4 protein-coding genes are annotated in these 18,838 nt (G+C 66.4%); all 4 read left to right on the top strand.

Annotation, left to right across the window (positions count from 1 at the left end; all coding sequences use genetic code 11):
• Positions 1–243: 243 nt before the first annotated feature.
• Complete coding sequence (locus tag AC1AYP_RS03585) at positions 244–3,912, top strand: family 43 glycosylhydrolase (RefSeq protein WP_476546775.1); 3,669 nt, start codon at positions 244–246, stop codon at positions 3,910–3,912.
• Between the two features lie 452 nt (positions 3,913–4,364).
• The gene (locus AC1AYP_RS03580; RefSeq protein WP_476546774.1) at positions 4,365–7,685 is read left to right on the top strand and encodes an immunoglobulin-like domain-containing protein; all 3,321 of its coding nucleotides are present in this window, start codon (positions 4,365–4,367) and stop codon (positions 7,683–7,685) included.
• A 924-nt stretch (positions 7,686–8,609) separates the two neighbouring features.
• A complete protein-coding gene (locus AC1AYP_RS03575) occupies positions 8,610–14,726 on the top strand; it encodes a LamG-like jellyroll fold domain-containing protein (RefSeq protein WP_476546807.1) in 6,117 nt (2,038 codons plus the stop codon).
• A 358-nt stretch (positions 14,727–15,084) separates the two neighbouring features.
• Complete coding sequence (locus AC1AYP_RS03570; RefSeq protein WP_476546773.1) at positions 15,085–18,816, top strand: family 43 glycosylhydrolase; 3,732 nt, start codon at positions 15,085–15,087, stop codon at positions 18,814–18,816.
• Positions 18,817–18,838 lie beyond the last annotated feature (22 nt).

Genomic DNA, 18,838 nt, shown 5'->3' with positions numbered 1-18,838 from the left:
CGGGACATCGCCGTGAAGCAAACGCCGGAGGCGTTTGTAGGCGATGTGCGAGCCGACAGGCGAGCTGATATGAGGCCGGCCGCAGGCCGTCCGCAATTGCGGTCGAGCTGTCCGCGAAGCGGACTGGGGGAGAGATAGCTGGAACGCAACGTTTGCGGTTGTCTCTCCCCCACCCGGCTTCGCCGGGAGCCCCCTCGTCAGAGGGGGCCGAACAATACATCGATTTCGAAGGAGAAACACGTAATGTCCATGTCAACTACCAGGCGCTGGGGGAAGAGGATCCTCGGCGCGGCGCTCGCGGTGCCGATGGCGCTCGCGGGCATGGCGCTCGGCGCGACCACGGCGGTCGCGGCCGACGCCGTCATCCCCACCGACCATCTCGTCGCCGCCTACGACTTCACGTCGAAGCCGGCCGACGGCAAGACCGTCGCCAACGGCGCGCCCGCCGCGAACTCGAGCCTCGGCGCGGCCGAAGTCCAGAACGCGGCCGATTCCCTCTGGTCCGACAGTGCCCTCACCCTGTCCGGCGGCGCGAAGACCGGCTCCGGCGACTGGGTGAAGCTGCCCTCCGGCCTGCTTTCCGGCAAGGACGCGGCCACCGTGCAGATGGAGGTAAAGGCCGACAAGAGCATGCTGAGCTCGTTCCACTTCCTGTGGAACGTCGGCAACGACAGCTCCGATACCGAATACTTCTTCTCCACGCTCAACTGCGGTTCCGGCCGCAATCCGCTCGTCGGCCTCAAGTCCGGCGGCGCCGAGACGCTCGTCCAGGCGAAGTCCTGCGTCGCGTCCGCCGACCGCTGGCTGTCCGTCACCGCGACGATCGACGGCAACACGACCAAGATGTACATCGACGGCGTGCAGGTCGCGTCCGGCACCGTGCCGGCGAAACTGTCCACCGTTAAGGACCAGTCGCTGAACACGATCGCACGCTCGCCGTGGCCCGACGCGCTGTTCAAGGGCGCCGTCTCCACGTTCCGCGTGTACGACGCCGCGCTGAGCGCCGACCAGGTCGCCGCAATCAGCACGGTCGACGCGAAGATCCACGCCGACGAACTCACCGGATCGGCGCTCGACGGCATCAGCGTGCCGAGCGAGATCAACGCATCCTACGTCGCGTTGCCCACCGCGAACGGCGTCACGTGGACGTCGTCCGACGAGAGCGTCATCGCGACGAACGGCACCGTCACGCAGCCCGCCAAAGGCGAGGCCGCGAAAACGGTGACGTTGACGGCGACCGTCACCGTGCGCGGCGTCACCGCGACGAAACGGTTCACGGTGACCGTCAATCCGACCGACAAGACCGCCGCCGAAGTGCTCAAGGAAGCCGCCGACGGCTACGCGATCCCCGCCATCGTGCGTTCCGGCGACGCACTGCCCACGCCCGGTGACGGCACCACGGCGACCGTGAAGGCGACCACCGGCGGCGTGACCGCGGCCGACGGCGTCATCGCCGCGGCCGACGGGAACACCGACAAAGCCGCGGAAGGCACCATCACCGTGACGTTCGCAAAGGACGGCACCGTCGGCACCGTCGACAAGACGTTCGCCGTGACCGTCCTGCCGAAGTCGAAGTCCGCGACGATCGCCGCCTACGACCGCAACGCCACCAGCGTCGACGACGCGAACAACGGCGACATCGCGTACAGCATGCACCTCGCACGACTCGCCGACGACGGCTCCTACTCGCCGTACAACGAGAACTACGGCATCTTCTTCCCGCTCGGATACAAGTCCCAGCCGCTCAACATGAACACCGAGGACGTGGCCCGCAACCTCAAGGACCCGAGCCTGTTCCGCCTCGCCGACGGCACGTTCGCCGTGATCGCCGTGCGCACCAACCGCGGCACCGCGAACGGCGACTCCACCGCCAAGTCCAGTGTGCTCATCGCCACGTCGAAGGACCTGCTCGCCTACAGCGAGAAGGCGAACTCCGGTTCGATCGTCGACCTCGGCGAGACCAACGGCGTCAACGAGCCGTACGCGGTCTACGACACCGCCGCCAAGCAGTACCTCGTCGGCTGGAAGGACGACAACGGCGTGGCCAAGCACACGACGTTCGCCACGCTCTCCAACGACGGCAAGGCCGCCAAGCACGGCGACGTGGTCGTCGGCGCCTACGCGACGTCCGGCAGGCTCGCCGCATCCGGCGCGGGCGCGGTCACGGGCATCGCCGACTTCCGTTCCGGCGCGACGATCGCCGTCGACACCGCCACCGCGAAGGCGCTCGAGACGCGCTTCGGCCGCTCCACCAACACCGGTGCCAGCAACCTGCCCGAGACGATCACCGTCAAGCAGGGCGCGTCGATGGACGAAGTGACCAAGCAGCTGCCGAAGAACGTGGACCTCACCTACTCCGACGGCTCCACCGGCTCGCTGCCGATCTCGTCGTGGGACACTTCGGCGGTGGACACGTCCAAGGTGACGGGCGAAGCGAGCGGCAACGCGGACGGCTACACCGTGACCGGCACCGTCAAGCAGACCGAATACCAGATCCCGTTCGCCGAGGATCGCGCCGACCCGTCCATCACCAAGTGGGAGTGGACGCATCAGGTCGACGGCAAGGAAGTCACCGAAACCAAGTTCCTGATGATCGCCTCCAACGACATCCAAGGCGACGTGACCTGGCAGCACGGCTCCCCGCACATGCCGTTCCGCATGGCCGACTCGATCGCGGCGCTCGCCGACGAGCCGGGCAACCCGGACGCGACCATCCAGTCGAATGGATACAACAACAAGGAGGTGTCGCTGCTCACCGCCGGCGTCAAGGACTCCGAAGGCAAGGCGATCATGCACAGCTTCTGGGCCCCCGAGTTCCACGAGATCAACGGACGCCTGACGATTCTGTTCATGGCCGGCTACGGCAACACGTGGTCGAACGGCAAGTCCGTGTACATGCAGCTCAAGCAGGACGCGAACGGCTACGACCTCGACCCGAGCAAACCCGAGAACTGGACCACGCCGACGCCGATCTACCGTGACGCCGCCTCGCAGGTCAACGGCAAGAAGGACCTCGCGCTCGACGCGAACGGCAACGTGGGCATGTCGCTCGACATGACCTACTTCAAGGACGCGAACGGCAAGTCCTACTACGCGTGGCAGCAGCTCGGCGCGACCTACATCGCGACGATGGACCCGTCGAACCCGGGCCTCATCACGTCCAAGCCGGTGCGCATCGTCTCGCCGGAATACCCGTGGAACGTGACCATCGCCGAAGGCCCGAACGTGACCATGCGCGACGGCAAGCTGTACCTCATGTTCTCCGGCTCGTCCGTCGGCAAGACGTACACGACCGGCCTCGCGGTGGCCGACGCCTCCGGCAGCGACCTGACCGACCCGGCCAGCTGGACTGTGCTCAACTACCCGATCCAGAAGTCCGGCCCGTTCAACGGCGAGATGCAGCTCGGCACCGGCCACGGCATGTGGAGCGAGGACGAGGACGGCAACATGATCTACGTGTTCCACGCCTACGCGACGAAGAACCTCGGTTCCGTCAACGCGACCGGCCGTGACACGTTCGTGCGCCGCGTCCACTGGGCCGCCGACGGCATGCCCGTGTTCGACATGAGCTCGTCCGAAGAGCTCAAGGCCTCGCTGAAGACCGTGACCGTCAAGGTGAAGGTCGTGGCGGATGACGGCGACACGACACCGACCGACCCGGACAAGGGCGACGGCGATGGTGACGCGACCAAGCCGGAGACTCCGTCGGCCAAGCCGGGTGCTGGTGCTGGTGCTGGTGCGAACGGGGCAAACGGCTCGAACGGGGCGAACGGTGCGAACGGTGCGAACGGCGCGAAGAAGCCGGGCCTGTCGAGGACCGGTTCGTCCGTGACCGGTGTGGCGGTCGCCGCGGTCACGCTGCTCGTGCTTGCCGCCGGCGCCGCGCTCACCCTCCGCAAGCGCCGCGCCTGACGGTCGCGTGCATTCCCCTGCGCCCCCTTCAGGGGGAGCTGGCTCGCGCAGCGAGACTGAGGGGGTCGACTGATTTCGGCCCCCTCTGACGAGGGGGCTGTCCGCGAAGCGGACTGGGGGAGAGATACCGCGAACGTAACGTTCCAGCTATCTCTCCCCCAGCCTCACTTCGTTCGGCAGCCCCCTCGTCAGAGGGGGCCAATGTATGCGGGCTGCCTGCCATGTGGAATCGCTCTGCGCACACGCTGGTGATGGGGGGCGTGGCGTAATGGGAGCGTTCACAGTACACTAAACAAGTGTATGGCGTGCGCGCGGTCGAGGTTGGTCGTGCGCAGCGGGAACCGGCGGAGACCACGACAGGTCGCCGTGTGGGCGTCGCGAGGAAGGGCGGCGTGCGGTTCACCCGACGCGATACGAGGAGATACAGACGATTCCCTTATCGAAGGAGCATTATGGGGATGTGGACAAGAAAGGCCGTCGGCATCGTGGCGAGCGTCGCCACGCTGGCCGCCGGTCTCATGCTGCCGATGACGGCGGCCGCGGCGAGCGTGCCGAAGCCGCTCATCCATTATTCATTCGACGCCGCGCCGAGCGGCAAGACCATCGCGAACGAGGGCACCGCGGCGAACAGCGACGCCACCCTCTCCGGTGACGCGACCGTCGCGAACGGCCAGATCAACCTGACCGGATCGCAGACCATCAGCGTGCCGACCACCGCGATCAAGGGCCAGAAGGACGTGACCGTCTCCATCTGGCTGAAGAACAACTACGGTAACGGCAACGTCGCCGCCGCGTACATCGGCAATGGCGCGACGAAGAACGGCTACTTCCTGCTCAATCCGGCGAACCCGTCCGGCTACGTGAAGTCCGTGATGACCACCGCCACCGCGGCCGCCCCGAACAACAGCCCGTGGGGCACCGAAGTCGGTCCCGCCGCGACCAACGCCGCCACCACCGGCGCGAAGGCGACGAACGCGCTCGCGCTCTACACCACCGTGATCGACGGCACCGACGGCACGATGAGCTTCTACCTGAACGGCCAGCCGGTCGGCGACAAGACGTACACGATCCCCGCCGGCGGCCTCACGAACTACGGCGACCTCGTCGCGTACATCGCGAAATCCTCCTACGCCGATCCGAACACGAAGATCGACGTCGACGACTACGCGGTCTACGGCACCGCGCTCACCGCCGATGACGTCGCCGGACTCTACAGCGCTGAAGCGCTCGACAAGGCCGCCGCGGCCGTCGCCGCCGCCGTGCCGTCGAGCGCGACGGAGGACTTCACGCTGCCGGTCGCCGCCGCAGGCGCGACCGTCGCGTGGAAGTCCGACAACGCGGCCATCGCCGTCGACAACGCGACCGGCAAGGCGACCGTCACGCGTCCCGCCGCGACCGCGGGCGACGCGACGGTGACGCTCACCGCGACGTTCGCGCTCGACGGCACGACCAAGACCGCGACGTACACGGTGACCGTGCCGAAGCAGCTGTCCGACAGCGACAAGGCACAGGCCGACCTCGACGCGATCGCCATCGAAAGCGCGGACGACGTGCGTTCGAACATCTCCATCGCGACGAAGGGCGACAACGGTTCCGCGATCACGTGGAAGATCGTCAAGGGCGGCGACTACGCCACCGTCGGCGACGGCGTGAACGACAAGTCTGCGACCGTGACCGTCAAGCGTCCCGCCTCCGGCAAGGACGCGGTCAAGGTCACGCTGGAAGCCACCGCGAAGAATGGTGCCGCCACACTCACCAAGGACTTCGAGATCACGATCCAGCCGATGCCGGCCGCCGAGGAGAAGGACGAGGCCTACGTGTGGGCGTTCTTCACCGGCGAAGGCGTGGGCGGCGAGAAGATCAGCCTCGCGGCCTCCAAGGGCGACAACGCGCTCGACTGGAACACGCTCAACAACGGCACCCCGCTGTTCACCTCCGAATATGGTGAGAAGGGCCTGCGTGACCCGTTCATCATGAAGTCGAAGGACGGCGACAAGTTCTACATGCTCGCCACCGACCTGAAGATCTCCGGTCGTGCCAACGCCAACGGCATCAGCAGCCTGAACGGCTTCGCCGGCGCGCAGGTCAACGGCTCCAAGTACATCGAGATCTGGAAGTCCGACGACCTAGTCCACTGGTCCAAGCAGTCGCACGTGAAGGTCAGCTCCGACTACGCGGGCAACACGTGGGCGCCCGAGGCGTACTGGGACGACGAGATCGGCAAGTACGTCGTCTACTGGGCGTCGAACATGTACGACACCGAGAACTCCGCCGACCGCAAGGCGATGACCTACAACCGCATGATCTACGTCACCACCGACGACTTCGTGAACTTCTCGGAGCCGAAGGTGTGGATCGACTCGCAGCGCGGCAACGGCAAGGATGGTAAGGGCTCCATCGACGCGACCGTGCAGAAGGTGGGCGACACCTACTACCGCGTCTACAAGGACGAGAACTCGATGAGCCTGCGTCAGGAGAAGTCTACGAACCTGCTCGCCACCGTGAAGGGCGACTACCCGGGGACCACCGGCGCGGCCGACCAGTGGACGTTGGTCGCCGAGAAGATCGGCAACGGCCAGCCCAACGGCTACGCCACCGGCAGCGGCAAGTTCACCTCCGGCGAGGGCCCGTCCCTGTTCAAGGCCAACGACGGTGACGTGAACGGTTACCAGTACTACCTGTTCGCCGACCAGCCGAACTACCACGGCGGTCCGAACCACTACGTGCCGATGGCGACCAACGACATCGCCAGCGGCAAGTGGACGGTCATCGGCGACAAGATGCCGGAAGAGAACTTCCCGACCAACTCCGACGGCGGCAAGCCGCGTCATGGCACCGTGCTGCCGGTGACCCGCGCCCAGTACCAGAAGGTGCTGGAGGCGTACGCCCCGGCCGTGGCCGTCAAGTCCGTGGGTGCGCTGGACGTCGTCGAGACGAAGGTCGGCGAGGATCCGACCGCCAAGCTGCCGGCGACCGTGCACCTCACGCATGCGGACGGCTCCGAGGCGGATGTCGCGGTGAAGTGGGATGCGGTTCCGGCTGATTCCTACGCGAAGACCGGCACGTTCACCGTGAAGGGCGTCGCGCAGGATAATTCCCGCATGCCGGTCGAGGCGACCGTCAGCGTCACCGGCATCGACATCTCCGGCGCGACCGTGAAGCTCGCGCAGACCGAGTACACGGCCGACGGCTCCGCCAAGGAGCCCGCGGTCGAGTCCGTGACGCTCGCCGACGGCACCGTGCTGGGCGAGGGCGACTACACCGTGTCCTACGCGAACAACGTCGAGCCGGGCACCGCCACCGTGACCGTGACCGGCGCAGGCAAGTACTCGGGTACGGTGAAGGTCACGTTCACGATCAAGCCCGCTGAGACCAAGCCGGGCGAGACGGTCGCGGATAAGGGCGATCTGCAGAAGCTCTACGACCAGGTCAAGGGCTACAAGGAGAGCGACTACCAGTCCGGCTGGGCCGCCTTCGCCGCCGCCCGCGCCAAGGCGTACGAGGTGCTGCAGAGCGACTCCGCCACCAAGGACGACGTGGCCGCGGCTCTGGCCGACCTTAAGGCCGCCGCTGATGGTCTGGTGACCGGCACGCTGAAGCCGGGTTCGGGTGCGAACACGAATGGTACGGGTGCAAACGGCTCTGCCGCCGGCGCGGGCAAGGGCTCCGCCCTGTCCGCCACCGGCACCGCCGTCGCCGGCCTGACCGCGCTCGCCACGACGGTCCTTGCCGCCGGCATCGCCCTGACTGTCTGGCGCAAGCGTCGCGCCTAACGGCATGCGCCGGAGGCGCATACCGATTTCTTGGCCCCCTCTGACGAGGGGGCTGTCGGCCGAAGGCCGACTGGGGGAGAGATAGCGGCCGCAGGCCGCGAGGAAACGGAATCGGCCTTCGGCCGATGCGATATTCCCGCGGCCTGCGGCCGCTCTTTTTCTCTCCCTCCGTCATCGCTTCGCGATGACACCTCCCTCGCAGAGGGAGGCGATGTCCCCCTCAGTCCGCTTCGCGGACAGCTCCCCTGACAGGGGGAGCAGGGGGGGATGGTATGCGCCGTGAGGCGCATTCCGTTATCTTGCTCCCCCACGGATGTGGGGGAGCTGGCCGGCCGTAGGCCGGACTGAGGGGGTGCCGGGTTTGCCGGCCTCTGCGCGATTTCCCTGCACTGTAAGCGCTTAAGTAAAGTGAGCGTTCACAGTATAATGAGGGGCACAAGAGCCGGGGAGCCGGCCGTGCGAAAACGTTGTTCCGGGAAACGTTGTGGTGACTGGGATTGCGGGTGCGGCGGGCGTTTCCGGCGAAGGAAACCGATTGCGGCGTCGCGTGCGCCGTGAAGGAGGGCGACGGCGAAACACGCCACTTGAGGAGGATTGGCGGCCGGTCGTCGATAACGATTTGGTAACAAAATTACAAATCGGGTGTTCGTTTGCCAGACATCGAGTCCCCCCTCAGCCGCGCTTCGCGCGACAGTTCCCCCTGAAGGGGGCGCAAAGGAATGGTTGTGCTGCGTGGCGCGTTCCATTCCCTTTGCTCCCCCACGTATGTGGGGGAGCTGGCCGGCCATAGGCCGGACTGAGGGGGCAGGCGCGCGGTAGACGAACGCAATCCAACGAAGGAACTTGAGGAAATCCGAGGAAGGAATCTCAGTGAAGAGAGCCACACGACTCGCGGCCATCGTGGCCGCGGTATCGACGCTCAGCATGGGGCTGATCCTGCCCATGACGGCGTCGGCGGACGACGCCGTGGCCACGGCCACGCAGTCCGCGACGGCATCGACCGCGCAGCTGCGCGCCGCGCAAGCCCAAACCCAGGCGCAGGCCGCCGCCGATACGACCAAGTCCGCCAAGGCGGCCGCCGCAACCGCCGCCGACCCGATCGCCAGCTTCGACTTCAACGCCGACCCGGTCGCGCAGGACAATGGAACCGCCGCGTTCACGAGCGCGAAGGGCGACGCGAAGGCGACCGTCAACGGCACCGCGAACCTCGTCGCCGGCCAGAACGACGGCGCAGGCAAGGCCGCCCAGCTCGGCCAGAACTTCTGGCTGAACGTCACGAAGTCGGACGGCAGCCCGCTGCTCGCCGGCCTCAACGACGTGACCATCAGCTACGACTCGAAGGCCAACGCGACCGGCGGCGCATGGACCGTGTTCGCCGCGCCGAACGCGAACGGCGTCAACGGCAACGCGCCCACCTATCTCGGCGTGCTCGACCAGACCAACAAGACGCGCGTCGAACGCTACCTGAACGGCCGCAACAGCGACGTCGCCACAATCGACCAGAACGCGGGCACCAAGGACGCGTGGAAGCACGTCGACCTCGTGATCTCCGGCACGACCGCGAAACTGTACGTCGACCGCAAGTTCGTCGCGAGCAACGTGAACGGCGAGGAGCTCTCCACTATTCTCGGAGGCTCCGGCGGCGTGCTGCAGATCGGCAAGGGCAACTGGGGCAACGGCGAATACTTCACCGGCCTGCTCGACAACCTCACCATCTACGGTTCCGCCCTCTCCGCCGCGGACCTCGGCGTCGCTTCGCCCACGAAGCTGCACATCGGCGGCTCCGCCGTGGCCGACGACGGCACGCTGACCCTCAAGGAAGGCTCCTCCACCTCGCTCACCACGACCGTCGAACCGGCGTCCGCCGAGCCGACCGTCACGTGGGAGTCCGACAACCCGGCCGTCGCCACCGTCGACGCGAGCGGCAGCGTGACCGCCAAGAAAGCCGGCACCGCCACGATCACCGCCACCTCCACCGCCGCCGCGAACGTCACGGCGAGCATCAAGGTGACCGTCAAGGAAGTCAAGGCCGACGATCCGTACGGCTACGCGATGGTCCACTTCATCGAGAACAACAAGGGCTACGCGGAGAAGATCTACCTCGACATCTCCCGCGGCGACAACCCCTACCAGTGGGATACGCTCAACGGCGGCGAGCCGATCCTCGCCAGCAACGAATCCACGACCGGCGTGCGCGACCCGTTCATCGCCTACAACCCGCAGGCGAAGACCTACTACATCCTCGCCACCGACCTGCGCGTGTTCGGCGGCGACAACGCCAACTGGACCGCGTGGACCAACGGCTACAGCACGAAGCTGCACGTGTGGGCCTCGAAGGATCTCATCCACTTCGACGACATGACCGAACTCGACACCGCGGTGGACGAGAACGGCAAGCATGACACCACGCTCACCGACAGCGTGACCGGCAAGACCATCTCGAACATCGGCATGGCGTGGGCCCCCGAAGCCACGTGGGTCCCCGACTTCTACGACCTCAACGACGACGGCAAGGACAACGGCTCCGCCAAGGGCGGCGCGTTCGTCATGTACTGGTCCGTCTCCGCAAGCGTGGACGGCGGCTCCAAGAACAACAACGTCGTGTGGGGCTACACCAGTGACTTCACGCAGGACACCTACCACTTCGGCGGCGTGTTCGTGCCGAACAGCGCGGTGAACCGCAACACCATCGACACGACGATGACCCAGAACAACGGCCGCTCCTACCGCATGAGCGGATCCGGCCGCATCTTCATGGAGTACACCGACCGCGCCGACTGGTGGCGCGGCGACCAGGGCGCCACCAATCCGGCCAAGGGCTGGGTCATGGGCCAGAAGAACATCGGCAGCACGTTCGGTTCGTCCCAGGAAGGCCCGAACGCGTTCAAGGTCAACGGCGAGAACAAGTGGATCCTGTTCGTCGACAACTACGGCTCCGTCGCCTCCGGCGCGCGCTACGGCTACAACCCGCTGATCGCCACCGACCTCAACGCGGAGAACCCGTGGACGCCGCTCAACGTGAGCGAGACCAACTTCTTCCTCACCGCGAACACCAAGCACGGCGGCGTCGTCTCCCTCACCAAGGCGCAGTACGACGCGATCCGCAACGCCGACGCGAAGGCCTCCGACAACCAGAACCTCTCCGTCGACGACGAGGTGACCGTCAAGCAGAACGCCGACGCGAAGGACGTCACGTCCAAGCTCCCGAAGACGCAGACCGTCACGCTCGCCAACGGCTACGGCACCGCCGACCGCGACGTCACGTGGGACGTCTCCGGCGTCGACACCGCCAAGCCCGGCGAGTACACGGTCACCGGCACGGTCGACACGATCGGCGCGAACAAGAACCACTGGAAGTGGACCAACGCGGCCGGCGAAGCCAAGACCGACGAGGACGACCTCATCAACAGCGGCGCGAACGCGAACAACAGCTGGAAGCAGACCGGCGGCTTCGTCGACAACGCAACGGCCGACAAGAACCGTCCGCTCTACAGCTCCACCGCGATCACCGTCACCGCCAAGGTGAAGGTCGCCGACGACGGCAGCGGCGAGCCGACCGAGCCCACCGATCCGGACCAGCTCGCCGACTTCACGTTCGACAAGACCAACGCCGACGGCACGTTCGACGGCGGCAACGCGACCGGCGCCACGCAGGGCACCGCCGCGCTCGCCGACTCCAAGGACGCGAAGGACGGCAAGGCCGTGAAACTGAGCAAGGACTTCTGGCTGAACGTCACCGCCAAGGACGGCTCCCCGCTCCTGAAGGGCAAGACCGACGTCACGATCTCCTACGACTCCAAGCCCGACGCGGGCAACGCGAACACCGGATGGACGTTCTTCGCCGCCTCCAACGCCACCAAGCAGGAGTACGGCAAGGAGCACTACGTCGGCGTCCTCGACAAGACCACCGGCATCACGGTCGAACGCTACAACAACGCGAGCGGTCGCGACTCCTCCGGCAACCTCTCCACCACCGCGAAGAACGAAGGCTGGAAGCACGTCGACATCGTCATCGCCGGCAAGACCGCGAAACTGTACGTCGACCAGCAGCTCGTCGCCGTCAACACCAACGGCCAGGTCCTGACCGACATCCTCGGCGCCGACGGCGGCATCCTCCAGATCGGCAAGGCGAACTGGGGCAACGGCGAATACTTCACCGGACTCCTCGACAACCTGACGATCACCGGCCGCGCGCTCACCGCCGACGAACTCGGCGTCGAAGGCGCGAAGACTGACTACGCCGCCGCGCTCGCCATCCCGTCGCGCATCACCGGCGACCTGCCGTCCACCGTGCTCGGCAAGACGGTCACGTGGAAGGCCGCGGGCGACGGCGCGAAGCTCGTCGCCGCGGACGGCAAGGTCACGCTGCCTGCCGCCGGAAGCGCGCCCGTGAAGGTCGCGCTCACGGCGACGATCGACGGCGTCGCGACGCCGGTCACGGCGGACGCGACGATTCTCGACGACGGCGGCCAGATCGCGTCCTACGTCAAGGACGTCGATCGCAGCGATCAGAACGGCGCGAAGTACGATCCGCTCGCCTACAACGACGATCGTCGCGCGGACTCGCTGTATGTGGCCGACAAGGCCGCGGGCGAGGGCGCGTGGACGACGCTGAACCGTTCGCAGTCGATCCTGTCGGTCAAGTGGGACGGCTCGCAGTCCGCCAAGCCGAACGCGCAGATGGGTTCGCCCACGTTCTACCGCGCCGCGGACGGCACGCTCGGCGTCGTCGCGTCGCAGAACAACGCGACCGGCGCGATCTACGTGTGGGACGGCAAGGGCGACGGCGCGACGTTCACCAACCAGCGCGCGATCACGCTGTCCTCCTCCGATACCGTCACCAACCCGCGCATCGTCTATGACGCCGCCGCGAAGGGCTACAAGGTGTTCTTCACCGACGGCCTGACCGGCGAGGGCCGCGTGGCCGTGCTCTCCGACCTGACCGCCTCCGCGAAGGTCACGGGCCTGTACAAGGCCGACGCCGCCCAGATGGGCGTGTCCGGCGCGACCGACGGCCTGCCCGCGTGGGCCGGCGAAGGCCAGACCAGCGCGTTCACGGTGAGCCAGACGGAGTTCGCGAAGTTCCACAAGAACTACGTGGACCTCCAGAACACCGGCGTTTCCGTGAAGGGCGTCGAGGCGGACGCGAAGGACGCCACCGCGGAATCCATCGCGAAGGACGTCGCCAAGACCAAGGCGACGATGACCTACAACGATGACTCCACGAAGTCGTTCGACGTGGCTTGGAACACCGACTCGATCGCCGATCAGCTCGCATCGCTCGACAAGTCGAAGGGCGGTTCGTTCGAGGTCCAGGGCACCGTCAAGCAGACCGACGAGGCCATGTATAACGACGCCCGCGCCGATCCGGACATCTTCTACAACGAGGACGACGGCTACTACTACCTCACCGGTTCCACCTACGAGGTGAAGTCCACCGATCCGAGCACGTTGCAGAAGAACAGCTACCGTTCCATCGGACTCAAGCGCGCGAAGACCATCAACGGCCTCAAGAGCGCCGAGGAGCACATCATCATCAAGCCGGAGAACGGCACTCCGGGCCACAAGGACCAGTACCCCGACTCGTTCTACGGGTGGAGCGCGTTCATCTGGGCCCAGGAGTTCCACAAGATCAACGGCAAGTGGTGGATCGTGGCCGGCTTCCATAAGGGAGCCTCGAGCGTGAACGGCGGCTGGTGCAACAACACCATCCTCATCCCGTACACCGGCGACGAGCAGTCCATCAAGGACGGCGGCTTCCTCAAGGCCGAGAACTGGGGCGAGCCGACCGTGCTCGAAGGCGCCGCGTTCGACGTGACGTACTTCGAACGCGAAGAGAACGGCAAGACCCAGGGCTACTGGCTGTTCCCGAAGAGCGCCGGCCTGTACCTCGCCAAGGCGAAGATGGGCGACGGCGTCACCCCGCTCGTCGACGGCTCGCTCAAGCACATCTACCAGGTGAGCCAGCAGTTCGAGTACGGCAAGCAGTCCCCGACCCCCGGCGACAACACCGAAGGCTCGGACCAGGCGATCGTCGAGGCGCCGTTCATGTTCGCGCACGGCAAGTACGTGTACATCGCGTACGCGGGCGCCACGGTGGACAAGTACTACAACACCAACGTGATGCGCGCCTCCCTCGACGCCGACCTGACCGACCCGGCCAGCTGGACGACCGCCGACTTCCCGTCGATCGACACGAACGACACCTACACCGGCAAGTACGGCGCCGACGAGACCTCGTACGAGCGCAAGCAGGCCGGCCCCGGCCACATCTCGCTCGTGCACGACGAGGCCGGCAACATCGTCATGGCCTACCACGCCCGCCCCTACCCGGAGCCCCACTCCGGCAGCGCGGCCGGCGGCCTGTTCGACCAGGACCGCAACACGTGGGTCAAGTCGGTGAACGTGCGCGCCAACGGCATGCTCGACATGTCGCTGAGCAAGGACCAGGAGGTCGCGCCCGCCAACCGCACCGTCACCGTCACCGTGACCGTCAAGGGCACGGGCGAGACGCCGGTCGACCCGGACAAGCCCGGTGAGAGCGTCGTCACCGCCGTCAAGGTGAGCGGCAAGCAGCAGCTCACCGTCGGCGACGTCGCGCAGCTCGCCGCCGACATCACGTGGTCCGGCGACGCGGGCGACGCCGCGGCCGCCGGTCTCGTGTGGACCAGTTCCGACGCGACCGTCGCCTCCGTCGACCAGAACGGCGCCGTGACCGCGCGCGCCGCCGGCGACGCGACGATCACCGCCACCGCCAAGAACGGCGTCTCCGGTTTCCTCAAGATCACCGTCAAGGCGAAGGATTCCGGCGACAACGGCGGTTCCGGCGATAACGGCGGCAACGCGGGTGATAACGGTGGTGCCGGCAACGGCAACGCCGGAGCCGGTTCCGTGAACGGCAACGGTTCCGCGACCAAGCCGAACGGCAACGGCGCGGGCTTGTCCGCGACGGGCACTGCCGTGGCCGGTGTACTCGGCGTGGCGGTCCTGCTCGCCGCCGCCGGCATCGCCCTGACCATCCAGCGCAAGCGCCAGGCCTGAGCCGACCGTGCGAATTGGCCCCCTCTGACGAGGGGGCTCCCGGCGAAGCCGGGTGGGGGAGAGACTGCGGCGTGAGCCGCTGAGGAAACGGCATCGGCCGAAGACCGATTCGATGTTCCCGCGGCCTACGGCCGTGGTCTCTCCCTCCGTCATCGCTTCGCGATGACACCTCGTCCGCCATTACGGACAGCCTGCGGCTGACCTCACATCGGCTCGCCTGTCGGCTCGCACATCGCCTACAAACGCCTCCGGCGTTTGCTTCACGGCGATGTCCCCTCAGAGGGAGGCAGTTTTACCCAACACACTTCACCACATAACTGAATATCGAAGGAAGAAATCCCCTTACCGAAGGAGCATCATGGGGAATTGGAAGAAAGCGGTGGCGGCCCTTGCGGCGCTGCCGGTCATGCTCGCGGGGCTGGCCTTGGGGCCGAGCACCGCGATGGCGGCGGATCCGGCCGACGGAGGCCTCACCGACGCGAACCTGCTCGCATCCTATGATTTCGAGGATGAGAACGACAAGGGCAAGGACGTCTCCGGCCACGGCAACGACCTGACCATCAAGGGCGACAACGTCGAGTACGGCAAGCCCGGCGACTTCACCAGCAAAGTCGTCCAATTGCGCGGCAACGACGGCCAGTACCTCGAACTGCCGAAGGGCCTGCTCAACGGAACCGACTCGTTCACCGTGCAGTTCGACTCGAAGTCGCGCATGGCGGACGGCGACAACTTTTTCTCGTTCGCGATCGGCAACGACAATCAGAAGTACTTCTTCTCCCGTCTGCGCCCGAGCAGCGTGTACACCGCCATCACGAAGGGTTCCAACCGCGCCGAGCAGGGCGTGACCGTGAACACGAACACGTCCAGCGTGTGGCACACGTACCGCATCTCCGTGAGCCCGAGCTTCATCGCCGTGTTCCAGGACGGCGCGCTCAAGGGCATCAACAGGAACGTGACCACGAAGCTGTCGGACCTCGGCACGGACCTGCCGGTCACGTTCGGCAAGTCCACGTGGAACGGCGACAAGTACTACAACGGCGGACTCGACAACATCAAGGTATGGAAGGCCGCGTACGTGTCCGACGCGATGATCTGGGACGGCGTCTCCGTGCCCGGCTCCACCGAAAGCGGCGTGACGCTGCCCGCGACCGATGCGCTCGGCAACCCGCTCACGTGGACGTCGTCCGACACGAGCGTGCTCGGCAATGACGGCAAGGTCGTCAAGGCCCCCGCGCAGGACACCGAGGTGACGCTCACGGCGTCCTCCACCGTGAACGGCGTCGTCTACACGAAGCAGTTCACGGTGGTCGTCACCGCGGCCATCACCACCGCCGAAGCGGCCGCGGACCGACTGCTCGTCGACTACCAGCTCACCGCGGGCGCGACGTTGCCGGCGACGATCGCCGCCGCTCCCGGCGCGACCGTCGCGTGGAAGTCGTCCGACACGTCGCTCGTGAAGGACGACGGCACGGTGGTCGGCGTTTCCGGTGATGCGGAGAAGACCGTCGACCTGACCGCCACCGTCACGCTGAACGGCAAGACCGCGACGAAGAAGTTCACCGCCGTGCGCGTCATGCCGAAGAGCGCCGAGACCATCGCGTCGTACACGCGCGCCGGCTCCATCAGCGGCGGCGCGCGCGTCGGCCAGTCGCTGCACATGGCGCTCAGCAAGAACGGCAAGTCCTATGAGGCGCTGAACCAGAACTACGGCGTCGTGTTCGCCGAAGCGAACTACATCCTCGACGAGGCCAACAAGACGCTGAACACCACCGGCGCCGAAATCGGCCGCGGCATCGCCGACCCGTACCTGTTCCGCATGAAGGACGGCAAGTACGCGTTCGTCTCCACGCTCACCAAGTACAACACCACGCGCGGGCAGGACAGCTCTTCGACCATCTACCCGGCCGATCCGGGGCAGATTCTGTTCCTCACCTCCGACGACCTCATCCAGTGGAACGATAATCCGAACGACTACGAGGTGACCGGTCGCGTGAAGGTGACCGACGACACCACGCAGTTCGACGCCGGATCGCTGACCGCTGGCTACGACGCCTCCGCCGGCAACTACCGCGTCGGATGGACCGTGGGCGGCGTGGCCAAGTACGTGACCACCGAGGACTTCAAGACGTTCTCCGCCGTGAAGACCGGTGCCGCGTTCGCCAAGACCACCGCCGACCTGAGCGGCATCTCCAACGCCGTGGCCTCCAACACGATCGCCGTGGACGCCTCGCTCGCCGCGAAGGTCGCCGAGAAGCTCGGCCGCGTGACCAACACCGGCGTCGAGAACCCGAAGGACATCACCGTCGAAGCGGGCAAGACCACCAAGGACGACCTGCTCAAGCAGATCAACGGTGGCGAGACGCTGAAGAACGGCAACCTGTCCAAGGGCACGACCGCGACGGCCACCTACTCCGACGGCTCCACGTACGACTTCCGCGTCAACTGGAACGCCGACGACCTCGCGAAGATCGACACCTCCAAGGCCGGCACCTACGAGGTCAAGGGCACCATCGCCCAGCAGAACTTCTCCAACGGCACGATGATGTATCGCCGCGCCGACCCGAACGTCGTCTACTGGCAGGGCAAGTACTACTTCATCGCCACCAACGAGGGCGCGGACCGCAACATCTACATCCGCGTCTCCGACACGATGGAGGGCCTGAAGGACGCCGGAAGCTCCGTCAGCGACGGCGACGGCGGCAACATCGTCGAAGGCCAGGACATCTTCCTGTGGGGCAACAAGGACAACACGGGTCACAAGGGCTACCACTGGGCGCCCGAGCTGCACGCGATCACCGACTCCAACGGCAAGACGCACCTGTACTGCTTCTTCGCCCAGTACCCGACCGGCAAGGACGGCGACCCGGCGCTCTCCGGCGCTCCGAACTGGGCCGGCCCGTCCGCCTACGTGTACGAGCTCAAGGACGGCGGCGACCCGACCAAGACCGCCGACTGGACCGAGCACCGCGTGCTCAACAAGTCCGGCGACGCGCTCAACCTCAAGGCCCTGACCATCGACATGACCTACTTCGAGGTCGCCGGCAAGTCCTACGTGGCGTGGAGCCAGGGTGACGACACCTACAAGGGCGCCCGTGCGTCCCTGTACATCGCTGAAACCAGCAAGGACAAGCCGTGGCAGATCACCTCCGCCGCTACCCGCATCGTCCAGCCGGTCTACGGCTGGGAGCTGTCCGGTGTGAGCGAAGGCCCGAACGTGCTCGTCAAGGACGGCATGATCTACATGGTGTTCTCCGCGCAGGAGGTCTCCGACCAGTACGCGACCGGCATGCTCACCGCCAAGGTCGGCTCCGACCTGACCAAGGCATCCAGCTGGACCAAGTCCAACTACCCGTGGATGCATAACGGGGTGTTCCCCGGCCAGAACGGCCTCGGCCACAACTCCTACTTCGCCGACCCGTACGGCGACATCTACAACGTGTACCACTTCGGCAACTCCGGCGCCCGCAACGCCTCCATCGTGCCGATTCACTTCCGCACCGACGGCTCCCCGATTCTCGACATGAAGGTCTCCGAGGAGCTCGACCAGTCGAAGAAGGACGTCACGCTGAAGGTCGTCGTGGCCGACAAGCCGGTGTCTTCGGACGCCACGCTCAAGTCGCTCACGGTGGCGGGTTCCGCGGTGTCGCTCGATGACGCCGCGTCCGAAAAGGGTGCGTCGTTGAAGGTCGACGATCCTGCCGCGGTGGGCGTGGCCGACGTGGCCGCCGAGACCGCCGATGCCGGCGCTTCGGCCGATGTGGCCGTGACCGACGGCGTGGTGACCGTGAAGGTCACCGCCGCCGACGGCACCACCACGAAGACCTACAAGGTCACCCTCATCAAGAAGGATTCGGAGAACCCGAACCCGGGCACCGGTGACGGTGACAACAACGGCGCCGGTAACGGTTCCGCGACCAAGCCGGGTGCCGGTGACGGCAACGGCGCCGTGACGAAGCCGACGGCCAAGCCGTCCGGCAACGGTGCGGCTCTGTCGAGGACGGGTGCCGCCGTGGCGTCCGTGTTCGGCGTGGTGGCCGTGCTCGCCGCCGCGGGTGTCGCCCTGGCCGTCTGGCGCAAGCGCCGCGCGTAGCGGTAGACGCCATCCTCGGCCC

It is taken from the genome of Bifidobacterium sp. LH_424 (assembly GCF_056356895.1).
This window is presented reverse-complemented; position numbering and strand designations above follow the sequence as displayed.

Bases quoted from the DNA above. Each gene is read 5' to 3' on its own strand.
- AC1AYP_RS03585 (WP_476546775.1), top strand. From the start codon at position 244: ATGTCCATGTCAACTACCAGGCGCTGGGGGAAGAGGATCCTCGGCGCG.
- AC1AYP_RS03580 (WP_476546774.1), top strand. From the start codon at position 4,365: ATGGGGATGTGGACAAGAAAGGCCGTCGGCATCGTGGCGAGCGTCGCC.
- AC1AYP_RS03575 (WP_476546807.1), top strand. From the start codon at position 8,610: ATGGGGCTGATCCTGCCCATGACGGCGTCGGCGGACGACGCCGTGGCC.
- AC1AYP_RS03570 (WP_476546773.1), top strand. From the start codon at position 15,085: ATGGGGAATTGGAAGAAAGCGGTGGCGGCCCTTGCGGCGCTGCCGGTC.